Origin of the sequence: Lactiplantibacillus argentoratensis, assembly GCF_037290055.1 — a bacterium.
GTDB lineage: Bacteria > Bacillota > Bacilli > Lactobacillales > Lactobacillaceae > Lactiplantibacillus > Lactiplantibacillus plantarum.
Genome location: NZ_CP147647.1, coordinates 2,276,244 through 2,293,378, shown reverse-complemented (window position 1 = coordinate 2,293,378; position 17,135 = coordinate 2,276,244). Strand labels below are relative to the sequence as shown.

Below are 17,135 nucleotides of genomic sequence, written 5' to 3'. Positions count from 1 at the left end.
GAGAAGAGTAGTGTTAAGCTGGTGCCCAGCGAGTCAAAGATTGGTGTGATTTGACCATTAGCTTAGCGTGAAGATGAACTCGGAGTTGGTTAACGGTTGACGCTGTTAGCCCGGATTGACCGCCGATAAACGGGTTGAACGTAACGAGTACGTTGCGTGAGTGACAGCCAGACTGTAATCGTAGGTGGTACCGCGGAGTAAAAACTTCGTCCTTAGTAAGTTAAGGACGAAGTTTTTTTGTTGAGAAAGAAGGCCTTTAAGATGGAACAAGCAGCATTTATTAAGAAGTACGGGACAACCCGTCGGCATACGGATTCATTGAAGTGGGACGCGCTACAGGCGCGTTATGGCAACCCTGATTTGTTAGCAATGTGGGTGGCTGACATGGAATTTAAGGTCCCGGAGCAAGTAACGCAGGCATTGCAAGAACGAGTCGCACATGGAATCTATGGTTATTCCATTACACCCGACAGTTATTATCAAGCCTTTATTGATTGGGAGCAGACGCGCCATGGCCTGACACTGCAACGCGATTGGATTCGTTTTGGTAGTGGGGTGGTCAATTCGTTGTACGCACTCGTTAATATTTTGACGCAACCGGGGGATGGCGTTTTAATTCTAACGCCCGTGTATTATCCGTTCTTCAATGCGGTACGGGACAACCATCGCCAGTTAGTCACGTCCGAGTTACAGAATGACCATGGTCACTATACGATTGACTTTGAAGATGTGGAACGGCAAATTAAGTCGAATCAGGTCCGGTTGTTTATTCAATGTTCGCCACATAATCCCGTGGGGCGGATTTGGTCTGAAGCGGAAGAGACGCGGCTGTTAGAATTATGTGAACAGTATCATGTGCTCGTGATTTCAGATGAGATTCATCAAGATTTAGAGATTGATCGGGCTAATCATCCGTTCAAATCAGCGTTGACGATCGCCAATGGTCGCTTTAGTGACCGGGTGATTGTCGTCAATGCCCCGTCTAAGACGTTTAATCTCGCGGCCCTGTTGAATTCACATCTGATTATTCCTAATCCGGAATTGCGACAACGCTACGATGCACAAATCGGGCGCTTCAGTCAGACTGAAATCAGTGTCTTAGGACAGGTTGCCGGTCAAGCGGCCTATGAATCGGGGGCGGCCTGGCTAGACCAGATTCTGGAAATCGTCCGTGATAATTATCATTATTTACGTGCCACCTTTGCGGCCCACGCGCCGAAATTGGTTTTGGCTGATTTACAGGGAACGTACTTGACGTGGCTGGATTTACGGGCATATGTTCAGCCGACTGAAACGAAAGCCTTTATTCAGGATCGATGTCAGCTCGCTGTAGACTTCGGTGAGTGGTTTAGTCCGGATGATCAGGGCTTCGTTCGCTTGAACTTAGCGACTGATCCGCAAAATGTGCGTGAGGCCGCACAGCGAATCGTCACTTGTTTATCACAAACTCAAAAATAATCAAAAAAATTCCGACACCAGCGTGTTGGAATTTTTTATCGACTTTTATTGGTGACCGTGCGCCGCTTGAGCAAACGCCGTCGTGCGATTTCTCGGCGAATGAAGGAGTAAGCAATCAAGCTCAGTGCCAGTATACCGATGATAACGGCGGTTTTAACGTAACCAAATATCCAGAAAAAAACCGCAATAGCGAACGTACAATAAACAATTAAGAACATGGAAGCCCTCCTTCGGTCAAGTGGTTGTATTTGATGATAAAACCATTGTACCGAGAAAAAGTAGCTAACTCGTGATTGAAATTTGAATTTTCTGTTAAGGATTACGAAATAGTTTTGAATATCGTGGCCAATATGCCTAAGTTGCGCAATTTAACTGCGATACCGACGATTTAACCGGCGTTCATTAGCGTGTCCAAGTTGGTCGGCAGTTAACTGATAGGTGGTGGCGACTTGAAGTTTCTTCAAACCTGCTTGAATGGCCCCAAGCTGAGTTGGGTCAGTGGCCTGTTCTTGGAGTTTGGCAGTGATGTCTGTAAGCATGGTCAGTTCGGGTCGCAGTGTCTCGTGCACTTGTCGGTCATATTGTTGTTGACTCAGACTGTGAGTCTGCCAGCGCATGACGCGGCCTAATAGGGCCATTAACTGGTTGGTTAGTAGGTTCATGAGATAATCAGTTTCTTGGTTGGTAAATGTCATTCAAACGGGACCTCCGTAGATAAAGTTAGTTAACTCAAATATTAGCATGAGTAAGGATAATTTAATTACTATTTTAATAAAAAACGCCAAAAACGGTCGATTGTGGACTTTAATCACAACTATGCTTGTGAAGCGTGATACATTATCAATAACTAATTGAAGGGAGTGAATCATTATGATTGGGCATATTACGGCAATGCAACCGGATTACGATCAGGGCATTCTGACCGATTTTCATGGCCGGCATTTTAAGTTTCGACTCTCCGCGGTTTGGCCGTCAAGTGCGTTGCATATCGGCGCGGAGTTTTACTTTAGTCCGCAGCTGACCGCGGCCGGTTTAGTTGCGGTGCAGTTACGATATCAGCACCATGACGGCTCCTGTCTATCCGTACGACCACCGACTGCGATCAATCAGCGTGTCGTCGTGCGAATCGGCGAGTTAGTCTTGAATGCGGATGATATTCAATACTACGCGCTGACGACGGATCAGGCCGAGGTCCGCAATGGTTATGCGTCGTCAGCGCGCCATTTAGTGATTAAGATGCGCTGTGGTCGTCAGTACATCTTCTATAATTGGGATGGTGTTAATATTGATGATGTGGTCACAAAGTTAGCGACGTTACATACGGTGCAACGCCAGTTTGGGTGAAAGCCATGTCCACAAGAATAGTGTTAACTGAAAGTTAAGTGTCAGAAAATAATGAATTGGCAATGTGGTCGATAAAATAAGCGCCGCCGGAATGGTTAGCATTCCGGCGGCGCTTATTTGGATATTTGAATTGGTTAGTTTTGGTGGCCCCGGTCTTTGAAAATAAAGAGTTTACTGAAGAACCAATTCAGTAAGACCACGATAATTTGATCAATTAATTTGACGATGAGGTCGTTTCCGTGCAGGACTGAAATACCGACAACCATAATGCCTTGGTCAATAAAGTAACTGAGTAGGCGAAAGCCAAAAAATGACGTCATTTCAAGCATAACCGCGCGGAAAGTTGGCGTTTTGGAGTCAAACACCCAAATCTTATTCGTGATATACGCGAACAGGACTGAGAGAAGCCAGGCAATCGTATTGGCAATCCAGTAAGGCCAGAATTGGTTGAAAATGCCAAAAACAATAATATTAATTAGGGTGGTTAAGCCCCCAAAGATTAAATAGGAGAGGACGCTTTGATAGCGTTGCCAGAGTTGTTTGATAAGTTGTCCCACAGATAAATACCCTCACTTTAGCTGATTAGTACTAGGTACCATCCTATCATATTAAACAGCTGAGTGTTGAATATTTTTAGCGGGCCTGAAGTTGGTGGCACTGATGAGTAAAGGCCTGGTGAGCTGTGGCCAAGTCATGGTAGCAGGTGTGTAGCACGGTCAGTTGGCCCAGTGTCGTGGTCGCACGGACGTCTAGGCGATAATGATCAGGCCCGAAATGTCCTTTGCTTAAGCGGACTTGATATGAAAGGGTATCGTTAATGACAATTGTATGACTAGTAATTAGACCTGGTCGAATACCTAAAGAAAGCATACCATTCACCCCCAAGTGGATTAATTCCAATTGTAAGGGGCAACTGTAAAGTTCAGATGTCGTTGTTGTAAATATTGTGTAAATCCGCTTGTCTGGCCTGGTGAGCCCCCCGCGAGTAACTGGTATTGGTCGTCGGTTTATATAAATGGTAACGCAACCAACGCTGATAAATGGTAGAATAGAGTTAACAGATGGAAAGGGCGTGACGTCAATGGTACAAGAATATTCGAATATTTTAGTTCCCCTCGATGGCTCACAACAAGCTGAGATTGCGCTTGATAAGGCGGTTGCAGTTGCCAAACGTAATGAGGCACATATCGACGTGTTAGCAGTCATTGATCCTGGTCAGTTTGGGTATAATTTAGCTGGTTTGGCGGATGGTGATATTACGTATCAATTGGTTCAGGATTCTGAAGCTTATTTAAAAGAAACGGTTGATCAAGTCAAAAAGGATGGCTTTACGGACATCGCCTTCCACATTCGAATGGGAAGTCCCAAACCAATCATTTCACAGGACTTCGTCAAAGATCATCATAATGATTTGATCATGATGGGCGCAACCGGGTTAAATGCCGTTGAACGGGTGCTTGAAGGTTCAGTGACAACGTATGTGCAGCGTAATGCGTTGACTGACGTAATCGTGGTCAAGACGGATTTGCAAAATACGCAGGTTGAAAAGTAGCGTTAGTGGCAAGGCAGGTGTCTAGTGATGTGGCGTTGGTACTAACCATTAAAAATGAAGCAGGTCGTGAAGTTATTGACTTCACGACCTGCTTCATTTTTTAGATTACCGGTTTAATTTCTGATTCTTAACTTACGGTTGAACAGATAGGCGAGACCACCGATGATACCGCAACCTATCAGCATCGTGATGAATGGCATGGTTGGGTTAAAGTAACCAGTTGTCGCTTCACCGTGGCTGGGATAACCGACAAGAAACTTCAGAAAGGTTTCAAGTCCCGTGTAATTATAAGTCGATTGATTGCGGGACATAACGACAATGATGATCCACATCAGCACCATTGCAAGGATGGGTACACCGATAATTAGAATTGTTTTGGCCCATTTTCCAAATAATGCGAGTAACGTGCCACATGCCATACCTGTCAAACCGACACCAATGTAGAAAATCCAGTTAAAGCATAGGCTAGCTAAAATGTTTAGCCAGACCTGACTTCCTAGTGCATGGCTGTATAGCGAATAGCCCGTTCTCATCAAGGCGGTGTTAGCGCTCCAGTGTAAATAAGGGGCATGGATACCGTAGTAATAAATGGCGTTGAGGATGACGAACAACCCACTCAATGCAAGCAGGGCGAACACCCGAGCTTGAAAATAAGTTGGCCGGGAAATCCCGTTTTGTATAAAAAGCTTAAAGTTGTCATAAGTGAGTATCCCAATGATGAAGATCAGCATGAAAAACAGGGCGCTAAGGCTGAGATTGGCGAAGTTGCTCAGTGGCGAGTATTGACTGATATTGCCACTGATAAGTGCGAGGAACAAGGGTAGTATGCCGAAGACCACCGCACAACCAACTAGCGACCACCCCGTCAATTTCAATTGTTCCGTTAATAAATAACGGGTGGTGATGCGAAGCTTAATTGACATGAGCGGCGGCCTCCTCCTTGGTATTAGTCAGGTTAACGAATAGTTTTTGTAGGTCCAGATGTTCGACTGTGACCGTGTCAGGAATTGGTCGGTCGTTATTTAATGGCCCGTAGACGTAATGGGCTGTAATACCGCCAAGGTGGTCCTGGCCGATAATGTTTAGCCCATCTGTATAAGTGCTGACATCAGTTTGTGGGCCAGTTACCGCGTAAGATTGTCCTAGGATGTCGGTGACATCGCCATCCACAATAATATGATGATTGTCTAGCACGAAGACGTGCTCAATCAAGTTCGCGATTTCTTCAATGAGATGGGTCGAAATTACGAATGTCCGGGGATGGTCACTGTAGGTTTCAATCAGTTCTTGATAGAAGATTTCGCGATGATTAGCATCCAGACCGAGGACTGGTTCATCCAAAAAGACGTAGTCAGCTGGAACACAGAGCGCAATAATCAATTTAAGAATCGTTCGGTAACCGGTCGATAATTTGCCAAAGCGGGCGTTTAAATCGAGCCCGAATGTCTGTGCTAATTTGTTAGCATGGGCGTCATCGAAATCACCATAGAGTAGGGCGGTGGTTTTAAACAGTTGTTTGACTCGGGAACGCTCAGAATAGAGGTTAACTTCACTCATCAAGTAAACCTTTCCTAACGTGTGGTCGTTATCACACATGGTTTTGTTGTCCATGGTGACCGTTCCGCTATCCGCAAAGATTCGATTGCTGATGATGTTCAGCAAGGTGCTCTTGCCGGCACCGTTACGACCTAGTAAGCCGTAAATCGTGTTTGGTTTGATCGTTAGGTTGAGATTATCCAGGACGGTTTGACCGCGAAAGGCCTGCTGGACAGCCTGAACTTGAATACTCATGATTCGGAAAACCCCCGTTCAATTAATTTTGCTAATTCCGCTTGTGTAATGTGGAGCTTTTGTGCTTCGGTGACTAGTTTTTTGACGTAATCGGTGTAAAACTGATCTCGCCGTTTCTCAACAATTCGGTGCTGGGCCCCCGTAATGACAAACATCCCGACCCCACGCCGTTTCTCAATCAATTGGGCATCAACTAGAATATTCATGCCCTTAAGCACGGTCGCAGGATTAATATGAAATTCTTTAGAAATCTCGGTTGTCGAAGGAATTTGTTCACCTTCAGCGAAGGTTTCCGTAAAGATAGCTTCTTCAATTTGGTCGGCAACCTGCAAGTAGATTGGTTCCGTGCTATTAAAGTTGAACTGCATTTTATTCACCTCATTGCAGTGATTGCCCTATTTCGTTGTGGCCTTTTGTTGCGGCTGGTGCAGTTGTCGTTCGGTCCGGTCGATCCGAGCAGCAATCCAACTAGATAGTAGGAGGAGGGTGCCCAATACGGCCAGTAGGGTGTCTTGATGTTCGAAGATAATCTGGGTGGTCAAACCGAAGTTAACGCCCAGCCACAGAAGCGGCATGAGCGACCCTAACCAGAATTGACGACGATTTGCGAGCACGTAACGGTGTAATGGTGTAATAACGATTAATAAAGCGACTAATCCAAAGTATACCATGATTTTTCCCTCCTCCGAAAGGTTATTGTAAAACGATTCGCCGATAGATGGTGATCGTAATGAGATAGTAAAGTAGGTAAAGACCGGCAAAGATGACAAACGGCAGCCAAATACCGGTATAAGGTGACGTGATCATGATGAGTTTGAACATCTGCAAGCCGAATAGAACGTGCACGATACCAACGATGCCAGGGAGAATGAACAGAACGGCAATCTCCTTATTGATGGCACCTTTCAGCTGACGTTTAGTTGTCCCAACTTTGTCGAGCATCTGGTAGCGGTGTTGATCAGCATCGGCTCCCGAAAGAATCTTGAACATCAAGCAACTGGCTAACATGGCTAGAAAGGCGATTCCTAAGAACATCCCCATGAATTCGAGTCCGGAGTACATACTATTGACCATTTGATACATCGCGTAGCGGCCACTGAATCGTTCAGGATTAGCGGTATGAAAATGACTTTTCGCGAGCTTTTTCAGCGCAGCACGGTGCGTAATCACACTATTAGTTGCAAAGACGGTCAAACGTTGTTCAGGCTGATTGACCTTGTCGTAAGCCGTCTTTGACAAGAAGACTGGTGTTGCAGTAATCATGACGCCATCCTTTAGTTGCATTAATTGATAATTACTAGTTGACTGCTGCAATTTAGCGGCCTTATTTTGGACCGCTTTATAAGTCAACTGATGCTTATCTTGGACTTCAATCGTTGTGAAGGGGGCGCGATTAAATTCAGCAGCTTGGTAGTAAACGGCTTTCTTGGTCGCTTTAAAGTGATACGTCGCGTTGGTTTTAGGTTTCATGGCGGCAATTTGCTGACGTTCGGCGGTCGTGGCATTCACGAGCCCCATGTCATAGGCGTTGTTGGCATTAGCCATCAGTGGGATTTGTTGATGAAAGCCCATTCCAACGGTAATCGCCCCGAGTGACAGTGCGAACAACATCGCGACGATTGATAGCATCTTGGTGTAATTGCGAATGCGGAAGCTTAATTGTGACAAGGTGAAGCCGTTCAGACCCCGCTGTGCAAATGGCAAGCGCTTGAGTGCCACCATTAGCCAAACAAAGATGGCGTTGAATAACAAGTAAGTGCCTAATACGATCGTCACTAGGGCCACACCGATCCCCATTAATTGGAGCGTCGCTAGGTGGGCCATTGACCAGTAACCGATACCGATGGCGATTAACCCAATTACGATTTCAAGGAGTTGCCGTGCCGGCTTTAGTTGGGGCCGGTTGGGTTGATCGTTACTATGCAGTAATTTTAAAGCAGGTGTCTTGGTTAGGGCCAACAGGTTGAATAGTCCAGCGATAATGAATAAGCCCACGTAACCAAGCAGGGTCGTCATCGCTGCGGGAGTATACCAGGCGGAAAAGTGCCGGATGGTTAATCCGAGGCTATTGACCAATAGGTGACTGACCCCGGCCGTCAATAGCGTGCCGACTAGGATACCGATGATTGTGGCGGCGACCCCTACGAGGAGAGTTTCTAGCCAAATCAACTGGCCAATTTTACTTTTACGCGCGCCCACCAGCATGAAGAGTCCGTAGTCCCGTTTACGCATGCTGAGCAAGAATGAATTGGCATAGCCAATGTAGACTAAGGTGATGATGGTCAGCAAAACGGAACCAAATTGAAAGATAAAGCCGACCATACTAATACTCGTATTTTGTTTTAAGAAACTTTGATTGGTTGCGAGGGCTTCAAACATGTAGAAGATGGCACTAGACATGATCAGGCCTGAGAATAAGACCAGGTAGTCACGCCAGCGGTGCTTGAAGCCGGTCATTGCAAGTTTAGTTAACATCAGTTAAAGCGCTCCTTTTATTTGTTCGATTTACTGCTCAAATGTCCCCAGATTATCAAGTACTTGTTGGTAAAAGTCGCTGCGGCTTAGCTCACCACGGCGGAGCTCTTGGCCAATCTGGCCATCTTTGATGAAGAGGATTCGTTGACAGAAGCTAGCTGAGAATGGGTCGTGGGTCACCAGCAAGATGGAGACGGCTCGTTCTTGATTGATTTTGGTAAACAAGTCGAGTAATTCGCGGGCTGATTTGGAATCAAGGGCACCAGTCGGTTCATCACCGAATAGAATGGCCGGATTGTTGATTAAGGCCCGTGCCGCGGCGACCCGTTGCTTTTGACCACCCGATAATTCGTTGGGATAGTTCGTCAAAAATTCTTGGATGCCCAATTGTTGGGCGACTTTTTCGACGGCGGGCTTGATCTTCTTGGCCGGCGTATTTTGCAGTGACAGTGGTAAGGCGATGTTTTCGTAGGCCGTCATTGTTTCCAATAAGTTGAAATCCTGGAAGATAAATCCAATCTCGTTAGCCCGAAAATCAGCGAGTTGATTGCCCTTTAAATGGGTGATTGGTTGCTGATGGATGGTCACTTCACCACTAGTGGGGCGATCTAGTGTCGCTAGCATGTTGAGCAGAGTCGTTTTCCCCGAACCAGAGGCTCCCATGATGCCAACGAATTCCCCCGGTTGAACATTGAAGTTAATGCCTTTTAACGCTTCGTATTGTTTACTGCCCGCCTTACCATACGTTTTGTGTAGGTCACTGACGGTCATGATTGGTGTGGTTGTCATTTTTAAATACCCCTCTTGAGTTAGTTGGTTTGTTATTTGGTTAATTACTTATGTAACTAACTATAAAGGCAACTAACGGCTGTGTCAAACATTATTTTCTTGTTTGATGGTAATTGTGCTATCAAATGCTGGTCTATCAACGTTTGTCAAATGGGGGATTAGTTGCCTCTGCGACTAAACTTGATGAAGTTGGTGCGCTGTGGTTAGTTACCACGCACCGAATAGGTGATTAACTGACTAACGAACTCACCGGTGTGTGAACTGACCAATCGGCTGACGATGTGGCGAGCTAATAACCGTGCTGAATAATTAGTGGTCATGTGCCAATCGTGGCAAGGGCTAATTTGGTTGCCAGGGTGGTGCTCAGTTGCGGTAAAGCGGTCGAATGGCCGCTTGCTTCGTTAGTCGATTCAGTGAAGCTGATACTGCTTGTATGAGAATCTAAGGAAGCTGACATGAAGAACCAGTGAGGGTGGATTGCAATTAAGCGGTGGCAGGCCTAAAATAATTTTACTGTTAGATGTGCGCAGGCACGTGACAAGATGAGGAGGAGCATACTTGAAGAAGATTTTGGTATTACACACTGGTGGCACCATTGCGATGTCGGCTGATGAATCCGGCAATGTGACCCCCGGCGATGAAAATCCTTTAGACAATTATCAGAGTTCGTTTGGCACGGATATTGAATTAGAGACCGAGGACGTCTTTAACGTGCCGTCGCCGCACATCACTCCAGCACGGATGTTGCAACTAAAGCAACGGATCGATAAGGCTGCACACGAAGGGGTCGATGGGGTGGTCGTGACTCACGGGACGGATACTTTAGAAGAAACGGCATATTTTTTGGATCTGACGTTACCGAATGAACTCCCCGTTGTTATTACCGGAGCAATGCGGTCCGCTAATGAGATTGGCTCGGATGGTCTGCATAACCTCGAAACGGCGATTCAAACGGCTAGTACACCGGATGCGGCCGAAAAAGGTGTTTTAGTGGTCATGAACGATGAAATCCACTCAGCCCGCTACGTCACTAAGACGCATACGACCAACGTGGCCACTTTTAGAACACCGACTTTTGGCCCGATTGGGTTAGTCGCAAATAAAGGCATTGTCTTTTTTGAATCATTATTACGGTCAACGGTTTGCCCAATTCAAACGGTCACGGATAATGTTTTTCTGATCAAAGCATATGCCGGGATGGGACCGGAGCTGTTTGACGCCATTGCGCAGCCCACGACTCATGGGGTAGTCATTGAAGCGTTAGGAGCCGGGAATTTGCCGCCGGCGACGTTACCAGCTGTGCAAAAGTTATTAGACATGCAGATCCCAGTCGTGCTGGTTTCTCGTTGTTTCAACGGTATCGCTCAGGATGTCTATGCCTATGAAGGTGGCGGTGTTCAATTGAAACAAATGGGGGTCATCTTTTGTCAGGGATTGAATGGACAAAAAGCTCGAATTAAGTTACTGGTGGGTGTTAGTGCGGGGATGTCGACCGATGAGCTGGCTCGATTTGTAGCGACTGCCAATTCATGATGACATTCAGCACCGCATCTGGGCCCCGGTCCACAAATAATCGGATTGTGCATGAAGCTGATTAACGGTATTGAAAGCTGGTGGCGTCGACAACCCGCCATAAAGCGTCAAAAAAGCTGAGCCATTACTTCTCAAGGAAGGATGGCTCAGCTTTTTTTGAATGTTTGATTAGATGATATGGAAAATATCATTGATTGATTAAGTTTTGGCGAATGAGCCTGGCGACGTACGCTTCGTGGAGTAGATCGCCGTGACTGATTGATTTTTGGTTAACAGTCATGGCGGTGTAGCGGGTGGCGTTGTTCATAAATAAGTTGCCACCGGCGTTGACACTACTGAGCGGGACAATATCGTCGTTACCCTCACCAGTATCACCCGCAATGTTAATGACCGCATGGAGTTTCTTGAACTGGCTCTTGTGATCAAGAAGCGGCGTATAGAGCGTCTTATCAGGATGCGCGGCATCGGTACCCAAAAAAGGGGTGCCAATCAACATCAAATCGTGGACTGCTAACGGTTTGGACGAACTCAGGCCTGCCAGATAGCGACTCCAAATCAAGCCGCCGTTCGAATAACCGAGTGCGTTAGCCGTTGTCAGATGTTGATGACGTTGCAAGTAACGAATGGCTTTATCTAAGCCGTTCGTTTGGGTGATGATGTTCGCCGTTGAATCAGCACTGTTTTCGAAAAAGATCACGATGAGCGCATCATTAAGGTTAGTGTTTTCGACGCGCTTTTCGCTAAATTCCAGTTGTTGGTTCGCCTTAATGGTCAGGGTGATGAGCGGATGGTGCTGTTGCTCATTGAGTGAACGGACGATATCATCAAAGTCAGAGCGTGTGCTACTACTACCTGCAATCATGATCAATGGCCGTTTTTGAGCGGTAATGACGTGACTGGTTTTGTCATGGTGAATTTGCGTTGTCAGTCCGAGGCCGACAATCAATAAGAGAAAGAGGCCACTTGCAATTAAGCCCCAGATTACCTTCTTAGGCATCAGCTCACCCCATTAGAATTATTTAGAAACGTTCAGCAATGATTGGCCGATCGTTTAATGGTTGAATCTCGCGATTATTAGCAGCAAATAATTGCTGATAAGTGGCTAATTGTTGTTCACCAATCATGACCGTGTCGGCGCAGACATACCATTCTACGGTTTCGCTTAATGGTGGCGTCGTCAATGATCCCAAGTAGTGGTAAACCGTCCCGGTATCAGGAAGGAGTTCAGTTAAGTCGACCGGTGTTGTCAGTTCATGGCTCGTTTGGGGTGTGAACTGGTCAAGTAGGCCTTGTAAACTAGCATTAGGCTTGCCAATCCGTCCAAACACCGCGACGACGGCGAGTTGGCCGGTGGCGCTTCGATGAACGAGATGCCATTCGATCGGCGCGGCCTGACCGTCAATCAGATGCTCTGCTGGTGTATGAAAGTGAATTTGTTGAAAGTTAAAGTCGCGGTCGTTCAAATAGGCGGCCCCGATGCCGCTAGCCTTCATAGTCGTTGCTTCACCCGTAATCGTCTGTGCTTGGTAGAAGCCCCGCCAGCTGATAGCGGATAGCTGTGAAGCTTGCGTGTGTTCGGTTTGAATGTCAATTGGTGACTGATGTTGGCCGCTAGTCATAGCCCAGTCAGTTTGGTGTGCGTAGTCAAATGTCATCGAAAAATCCTCCATTAATATTACTCAGTGATTAGTTACGTTTACTTGGTGTCAGTGCTGGAACTAGTGTCAGCGACCAAAACGACCAACGGGTGTTCCTTCAGGTAATTGGCCGAACGTCTAATTAAGCCCAAGTTGTCATCTTAATTGGCAACAAAGCCGCCAATGATACGATTGCTTAAGTCGGGCGGGTCGTGCTGGCCATGCAACTTACATTATAGCACGCGTTAATGTTGGTTGGTGCCGGTGATGCGAATAGATAATTCTGGAAATAAAGCGGCCGATTCGGTGATTGAGTCACCGGTAGACTCACTGATAATGTTAGAATAGAGAATGAAAAGTTAACAGATAGGTGGCTTCAACAATGACAAATCAACGTGTATTAACTGTACCAGGTGGTATCAATTTCCGTGAACTCGGTGGTTACTCGACTAAGGACGGCCGAAAAATCAAGTGGCATAAGGTCATTCGTACTGGTGGACTTGACCAATTAACCCCCGCTGGCCAAGCTTTACTGGATGACTATGGGGTCCGTTATGATATCGACTTTCGTTCCCCACAAGAAGTCTTAGACGCGCCGGATCGAATTCCCGCTAACGCTAAGTACGTGTACGCACCAGTATTCAACGTCGACGAGACGCGGAACTCAGATGGTACTGATAAGATGACAGCGAATTTGGAAAAACACCCCGACAGTGGGTTCAAACACATGCTAAAAGTTTATCGAATGGTCGCTGACGAGCAACATGCGAAGGACGAATATCGCCGCTTCTTTGATAATCTGCTGGCAAATGACCAACCTGATTCGACGTTACTATTCCACTGCACTGCGGGGAAGGATCGGACTGGAATGGGGGCGGTGTACTTATTAACTGCGCTCGGGGTTGATTTTGAGACGATCAAGCAAGATTATCTCTTAACTAACCAGGCTTCAGTTGGCCGCATCAATGGGGCGATGGCCGATGCACGTGCCCAAGGGGCCTCCGCTGCAACGGTCGAAAGTATCCGGGCATTGTGGTCAGTTGACCAAGCCTACTTGGACGCCGCTATGACTGAAATTAAGCGACAATCGGGTAATTTAAACCACTATTTACACACTGAACTTAAATTAACTAACAATGAAATTAATGATCTGCAACGGATTTATTTGGAATAGGAAGTGTGACGATGCGCTATCTTGCAAGCTCCAGTCATGATATTCGCACGAATCTCGCCATTGAGACTTACTTGATGGAACATGCTGATTTGACGGAGCCAATTTTATACTTTTATATTAACGATCCCTGCATCATTGTTGGGCGTTATCAAAACGTCAAAGCGGAGATCAACCAGGATTATGTCGATGCTCACCACATTACGTTGACACGGCGGACTTCTGGTGGTGGTGCCGTTTATGATGATCTTGGCAATGTCAGCTTTAGTTTTATTACTAAGGATGACGGCGACGGCTTCGGTAACTTTAAGCGGTTTACAGCACCAGTTTTAAAGGCTTTACATGCAATGGGAGCCACTGGTGCGACGATGAGCGGTCGTAATGATTTACTGATTGATGGCAAGAAATTCTCAGGTAATGCCATGCACGTTGAGAATGGGCGGATGTTCTCCCATGGCACCTTGATGTACGATGTTGACCAGACGCAAATCGCGAAAGCCCTCACGGTGCCGAGCGACAAGTTGGCCTCTAAGGGCATCAAGTCGGTCAAAAGTCGGGTCACGAACTTGAAACCATACATGGCGCCGGCCTATCAGAACTTGACGATTGAGGCTTTCCGCGATACGCTGGCTCGTGAAATCCTGGGTGTAACTGATCTGAGTCAGGCGAAGACCTATCAGTTAGACGACACCGCGCGGGCTGGGGTGGCCGCACTAAACCAGCAGTATTTTAAAAACTGGGATTGGATCTACGGCCAGTCACCAGCGTTTACCGTTAAGCAGCGCCGGCACTTTGATGCTGGCACGGTTGAGTTTCAGTTGAACGTGGTGGCTGGGCGCATCGAAACGGTGACGATTTATGGTGATTTCTTCGGTGCGGAGCCGATTGAACCGGTCATTGCACAACTAACTGGTGTGAAGTATGACCGAAAGGCGATTACAACGGCGTTAGCATCGTTAGACTTAACTCGCTACTTTGGGCGCATTGCACCCGCTGACTTGATTGACCTGATTGTGGCGTCATAGCTTTGTGAAAAAAATCTGTTAAGCAGATGGAATATCGACGAAGTCATTCGGATGCTGGATTTACTCGATTAAGTGGATAAGCTTAGTATCAGTGAATTCAGTTGTTCGTTAATCAAAAGTGAAAGCGCTTAAAATTGTTTTGCTTTCTTTAGTGAAATCCATTACAATATAGTTATTGACTAAGAAATTATATAATATTTGACTATTTGACCATAGAAGGAGTTGTTCTCAATGCACAAATTTATCGCGATGGTTGGAACCAATTCAGATGAATCGACCAACCGTAAGTTGTTGCAATATATGCAGGCCCACTATGCGGATCAAGCAGAGATTGAATTAATGGAAATTAAAGGTTTGCCCATCTTTAATAAGCCAGAGAATCATGAAATTCCGGCGCAGGCCCAAGCAATGGCGGACAAGATTGAACAAGCTGATGGTGTGATTATTAGTACACCAGAGTATGATCATTCAGCCCCCGCCGCGTTATTGAACGCCCTAGAATGGTTATCGTTCCACATTCAACCATTCGTGGACAAACCCGTTATGATTCTCGGGGCCTCATACGGGGCGCTGGGGACCTCGCGGGCACAAGCACACCTGCGGCAAGTCTTGGATTCACCAGAATTACGGGCGCGGATCATGCCAAGTTCAGAGTTCATGCTTGGCCATTCATTACAAGCCTTTGATGACGAAGGTAATCTAACGGATGAACAGAAGGTAACGAAGCTCGATGGGTTGTTCAAGGATTTCCAAATCTTTGTTGAAATCACGAAAAAATTAAAGAACGCCAACGCGACGACGTATGAAGAAGTGCGCGAAATGGATTGGGAAAAATTATAGAGAGGGCGACGACGATGAAATTAGTTGGAATTGCGGGTTCAATTGAAGATAAGTCTTATAATCGGTTACTATTAAAGTTTATTGCCAATCATTTCAGTGACATGGTTGACATTGAAATTTTGGATATTCAAGATGTGCCAATGTTTAATCAGAGTGACGATCAAACGGAAGGCGAAGCCGTTCAATATTTGAAGCGGAAGATCATGCAGGCGGATGGGGTCATTATTGCGACGCCAGAACATAATCACACGATTACCGCCGCACTCAAGAGCGTGATCGAATGGTTGTCGTTCAAGATTCACCCGATGTCAGGGAAACCCGTCTTGATCGTAGGTGCTTCATACTATGATCAAGGTTCATCGCGGGCACAGTTGAATCTTCGCCAGATTTTAGAGTCACCCGGTGTAGATGCCGTGGTCATGCCCGGTAACGAATTTTTGCTCGGTGAAGTTAAGCAGGCTTTCGATGACCAAAACAATCTGAAAGATGCTCGGACCGTTTCATTTTTAGGAGAAACGTTAGGTAAGTTCCTGAAGTTTGTCAAGATGGTCAACGCGATGGACGCGGAAGCCCACGCTGATGACTGGAAGAATGAAGACCTCGAAGCGAAGGGCGAAGTCGAAACGACGATCAAGGGTGTTAACATGCATGCAGCTGATTGGGTCGAACAAGCCGCTGCCAAGACCCATGCGGCTGAGGGTGACGACTACGTTAAGCTCGACCGGGGTGTGCTGACCGTCAACCAATTGAATTGGTTCCTCAACTCGATGCCGATGGAATTGACGTATGCCGATGCCAATAACCAATTCTTATATTATAACCATCAGATGGATGGCGACAAGATGTTAGCTTCACGGACACCGGCTCAAGCCGGTAACCCACTAGCTGACTGTCATCCAAAGCGGGCCGTACCCGGTGTTAAACGGGCGGTACACATGCTACGGACCGGTGAGACTGACCTCTTCAAGTTGCCAGTTCCTGGTATTCCGAATAAGTATGTCATGCACTATTACCAAGCTTTGCATGACGATAAGGGTGAGTACAAAGGTATCAACGAGTTTGTGCTCGACCTCTTACCAATCGTGAAGTATTACCTGAAGCAGACGGGCCAGATGTTAGCACCTGATCCAGATGCTAAGACGGACGCCGTTTCAGGAGCTTCATCGAAGGCGAAGGAAACGAAGCCTGATGCTGCCCCAGCGGTGGATGATGTCTCCGGCGCTTCAGCCGATACGGAAGCCGCACCAGAAGTACCAACCAAGCCGGCAACACCTGATGTCGACAGTGTTTCCGGTGCTTCAGCAAAATAATTAGTACCTTAAAAAAGTCTCGAGGAATCGCTTCCTTGAGACTTTTTTTGCGTTATTTTGGTCACTTCAATCCGATCCTTTAGGAAAGCGTTCGCAAATTAAGTTGTTGATTGTTTTTAAGTTCAGCGGCAGTCAGTTTAGCCCCGCTATAAATAGTCTGAGTTAGCATAAACATGCTTAGTTGCTCGTCCTACGCCGATTCCCAGTCAT

The 17,135-nt window shown here is 46.5% G+C and carries 20 protein-coding genes; 8 read left to right on the top strand and 12 right to left on the bottom strand.

Annotated elements, in window-relative coordinates; all coding sequences use genetic code 11:
* The first annotated feature begins 261 nt into the window (after window positions 1–261).
* Entirely contained in the window at window positions 262–1,458 is a 1,197-nt protein-coding gene (locus tag V7R88_RS11095) for a MalY/PatB family protein (RefSeq protein ID WP_338816248.1), read from the top strand.
* A gap of 35 nt (window positions 1,459–1,493) precedes the next feature.
* Here V7R88_RS11095 and V7R88_RS11090 read toward each other — a convergent pair whose 3' ends face one another.
* Together V7R88_RS11090 and V7R88_RS11085 are read right to left on the bottom strand one after the other, a co-directional pair.
* On the bottom strand, window positions 1,494–1,676 hold the full coding sequence (locus V7R88_RS11090; RefSeq protein ID WP_054397791.1) for a hypothetical protein: 183 nt from the start codon (window positions 1,674–1,676) through the stop codon (window positions 1,494–1,496).
* 150 nt (window positions 1,677–1,826) lie between these two features.
* Complete coding sequence (locus tag V7R88_RS11085; protein WP_054397789.1) at window positions 1,827–2,153, bottom strand: hypothetical protein; 327 nt, start codon at window positions 2,151–2,153, stop codon at window positions 1,827–1,829.
* A 175-nt stretch (window positions 2,154–2,328) separates the two neighbouring features.
* Between V7R88_RS11085 and V7R88_RS11080 the strand changes: the two genes are divergently transcribed.
* On the top strand, window positions 2,329–2,802 hold the full coding sequence (locus V7R88_RS11080) for a hypothetical protein (protein WP_054397786.1): 474 nt from the start codon (window positions 2,329–2,331) through the stop codon (window positions 2,800–2,802).
* A 134-nt stretch (window positions 2,803–2,936) separates the two neighbouring features.
* Here the strand turns inward: V7R88_RS11080 and V7R88_RS11075 are convergent, their stop codons facing one another.
* Window positions 2,937–3,359 carry a GtrA family protein gene (locus V7R88_RS11075; RefSeq protein WP_054397785.1) on the bottom strand — a complete coding sequence of 141 codons (423 nt, stop codon included), beginning with the start codon at window positions 3,357–3,359 and terminating at the stop codon, window positions 2,937–2,939.
* A 76-nt stretch (window positions 3,360–3,435) separates the two neighbouring features.
* Window positions 3,436–3,672, bottom strand: a complete 237-nt coding sequence (locus V7R88_RS11070) for a hypothetical protein (RefSeq protein ID WP_054397784.1) — start codon at window positions 3,670–3,672, stop codon at window positions 3,436–3,438.
* A gap of 211 nt (window positions 3,673–3,883) precedes the next feature.
* Here V7R88_RS11070 and V7R88_RS11065 point away from each other — a divergent pair, with 211 nt between their 5' ends.
* Window positions 3,884–4,354, top strand: a complete 471-nt coding sequence (locus V7R88_RS11065; protein WP_003644733.1) for a universal stress protein — start codon at window positions 3,884–3,886, stop codon at window positions 4,352–4,354.
* Window positions 4,355–4,467: 113 nt separating this feature from the next.
* Here the strand turns inward: V7R88_RS11065 and V7R88_RS11060 are convergent, their stop codons facing one another.
* Genes V7R88_RS11060 through V7R88_RS11035 form a run of 6 tightly spaced genes read right to left on the bottom strand, consistent with a single transcriptional unit; the run spans window position 4,468 to window position 9,409 of the window.
* Window positions 4,468–5,277, bottom strand: coding sequence for a hypothetical protein (locus V7R88_RS11060; RefSeq protein WP_054397783.1), 810 nt, complete (start codon window positions 5,275–5,277; stop codon window positions 4,468–4,470).
* A complete protein-coding gene (locus V7R88_RS11055) occupies window positions 5,267–6,145 on the bottom strand; it encodes an ATP-binding cassette domain-containing protein (protein ID WP_054397781.1) in 879 nt (292 codons plus the stop codon). The genes V7R88_RS11060 and V7R88_RS11055 overlap by 11 nt, the downstream gene beginning before the upstream one ends.
* The gene (locus V7R88_RS11050; protein ID WP_054397779.1) at window positions 6,142–6,513 is read right to left on the bottom strand and encodes a GntR family transcriptional regulator; all 372 of its coding nucleotides are present in this window, start codon (window positions 6,511–6,513) and stop codon (window positions 6,142–6,144) included. The genes V7R88_RS11055 and V7R88_RS11050 overlap by 4 nt, the downstream gene beginning before the upstream one ends.
* A 27-nt stretch (window positions 6,514–6,540) precedes the next feature.
* Complete coding sequence (locus V7R88_RS11045; protein ID WP_054397777.1) at window positions 6,541–6,816, bottom strand: hypothetical protein; 276 nt, start codon at window positions 6,814–6,816, stop codon at window positions 6,541–6,543.
* A 22-nt stretch (window positions 6,817–6,838) separates the two neighbouring features.
* Entirely contained in the window at window positions 6,839–8,620 is a 1,782-nt protein-coding gene (locus tag V7R88_RS11040; protein WP_054397775.1) for an FtsX-like permease family protein, read from the bottom strand.
* Window positions 8,621–8,650: 30 nt separating this feature from the next.
* Window positions 8,651–9,409 (bottom strand): ABC transporter ATP-binding protein, encoded by a 759-nt coding sequence (locus tag V7R88_RS11035; RefSeq protein ID WP_054397773.1) that lies wholly within the window; start codon window positions 9,407–9,409, stop codon window positions 8,651–8,653.
* 558 nt (window positions 9,410–9,967) lie between these two features.
* Here V7R88_RS11035 and V7R88_RS11030 point away from each other — a divergent pair.
* Window positions 9,968–10,942, top strand: a complete 975-nt coding sequence (locus V7R88_RS11030) for an asparaginase (RefSeq protein WP_003642578.1) — start codon at window positions 9,968–9,970, stop codon at window positions 10,940–10,942.
* 187 nt (window positions 10,943–11,129) lie between these two features.
* Here the strand turns inward: V7R88_RS11030 and V7R88_RS11025 are convergent, their stop codons facing one another.
* A complete protein-coding gene (locus V7R88_RS11025) occupies window positions 11,130–11,939 on the bottom strand; it encodes an alpha/beta hydrolase (RefSeq protein ID WP_054397771.1) in 810 nt (269 codons plus the stop codon).
* A 22-nt stretch (window positions 11,940–11,961) separates the two neighbouring features.
* The gene (locus tag V7R88_RS11020; RefSeq protein ID WP_054397769.1) at window positions 11,962–12,597 is read right to left on the bottom strand and encodes a carbonic anhydrase family protein; all 636 of its coding nucleotides are present in this window, start codon (window positions 12,595–12,597) and stop codon (window positions 11,962–11,964) included.
* A gap of 364 nt (window positions 12,598–12,961) precedes the next feature.
* Between V7R88_RS11020 and V7R88_RS11015 the strand changes: the two genes are divergently transcribed.
* From V7R88_RS11015 to V7R88_RS11000, 4 genes are all read left to right on the top strand, one after another.
* On the top strand, window positions 12,962–13,753 hold the full coding sequence (locus V7R88_RS11015; RefSeq protein ID WP_054397766.1) for a tyrosine-protein phosphatase: 792 nt from the start codon (window positions 12,962–12,964) through the stop codon (window positions 13,751–13,753).
* A gap of 11 nt (window positions 13,754–13,764) precedes the next feature.
* The gene (locus V7R88_RS11010) at window positions 13,765–14,775 is read left to right on the top strand and encodes a lipoate--protein ligase (RefSeq protein WP_054397764.1); all 1,011 of its coding nucleotides are present in this window, start codon (window positions 13,765–13,767) and stop codon (window positions 14,773–14,775) included.
* A 231-nt stretch (window positions 14,776–15,006) separates the two neighbouring features.
* Window positions 15,007–15,615, top strand: a complete 609-nt coding sequence (locus tag V7R88_RS11005) for an NADPH-dependent FMN reductase (protein ID WP_054397763.1) — start codon at window positions 15,007–15,009, stop codon at window positions 15,613–15,615.
* A gap of 14 nt (window positions 15,616–15,629) precedes the next feature.
* Window positions 15,630–16,925, top strand: a complete 1,296-nt coding sequence (locus tag V7R88_RS11000; RefSeq protein ID WP_054397762.1) for an NADPH-dependent oxidoreductase — start codon at window positions 15,630–15,632, stop codon at window positions 16,923–16,925.
* Window positions 16,926–17,135 lie beyond the last annotated feature (210 nt).

Excerpts from the sequence above, each read along its gene's own strand:
- V7R88_RS11060 (WP_054397783.1), bottom strand. The coding sequence starts at position 5,277 with ATGTCAATTAAGCTTCGCATCACCACCCGTTATTTATTAACGGAACAA.
- V7R88_RS11025 (WP_054397771.1), bottom strand. The coding sequence starts at position 11,939 with ATGCCTAAGAAGGTAATCTGGGGCTTAATTGCAAGTGGCCTCTTTCTC.
- V7R88_RS11020 (WP_054397769.1), bottom strand. The coding sequence starts at position 12,597 with ATGACATTTGACTACGCACACCAAACTGACTGGGCTATGACTAGCGGC.
- V7R88_RS11035 (WP_054397773.1), bottom strand. The coding sequence starts at position 9,409 with ATGACAACCACACCAATCATGACCGTCAGTGACCTACACAAAACGTAT.
- V7R88_RS11085 (WP_054397789.1), bottom strand. The coding sequence starts at position 2,153 with ATGACATTTACCAACCAAGAAACTGATTATCTCATGAACCTACTAACC.
- V7R88_RS11015 (WP_054397766.1), top strand. The coding sequence starts at position 12,962 with ATGACAAATCAACGTGTATTAACTGTACCAGGTGGTATCAATTTCCGT.
- V7R88_RS11070 (WP_054397784.1), bottom strand. The coding sequence starts at position 3,672 with ATGCTTTCTTTAGGTATTCGACCAGGTCTAATTACTAGTCATACAATT.
- V7R88_RS11005 (WP_054397763.1), top strand. The coding sequence starts at position 15,007 with ATGCACAAATTTATCGCGATGGTTGGAACCAATTCAGATGAATCGACC.
- V7R88_RS11040 (WP_054397775.1), bottom strand. The coding sequence starts at position 8,620 with ATGTTAACTAAACTTGCAATGACCGGCTTCAAGCACCGCTGGCGTGAC.
- V7R88_RS11080 (WP_054397786.1), top strand. The coding sequence starts at position 2,329 with ATGATTGGGCATATTACGGCAATGCAACCGGATTACGATCAGGGCATT.
- V7R88_RS11000 (WP_054397762.1), top strand. The coding sequence starts at position 15,630 with ATGAAATTAGTTGGAATTGCGGGTTCAATTGAAGATAAGTCTTATAAT.
- V7R88_RS11095 (WP_338816248.1), top strand. The coding sequence starts at position 262 with ATGGAACAAGCAGCATTTATTAAGAAGTACGGGACAACCCGTCGGCAT.
- V7R88_RS11055 (WP_054397781.1), bottom strand. The coding sequence starts at position 6,145 with ATGAGTATTCAAGTTCAGGCTGTCCAGCAGGCCTTTCGCGGTCAAACC.
- V7R88_RS11050 (WP_054397779.1), bottom strand. The coding sequence starts at position 6,513 with ATGCAGTTCAACTTTAATAGCACGGAACCAATCTACTTGCAGGTTGCC.
- V7R88_RS11010 (WP_054397764.1), top strand. The coding sequence starts at position 13,765 with ATGCGCTATCTTGCAAGCTCCAGTCATGATATTCGCACGAATCTCGCC.
- V7R88_RS11045 (WP_054397777.1), bottom strand. The coding sequence starts at position 6,816 with ATGGTATACTTTGGATTAGTCGCTTTATTAATCGTTATTACACCATTA.
- V7R88_RS11090 (WP_054397791.1), bottom strand. The coding sequence starts at position 1,676 with ATGTTCTTAATTGTTTATTGTACGTTCGCTATTGCGGTTTTTTTCTGG.
- V7R88_RS11065 (WP_003644733.1), top strand. The coding sequence starts at position 3,884 with ATGGTACAAGAATATTCGAATATTTTAGTTCCCCTCGATGGCTCACAA.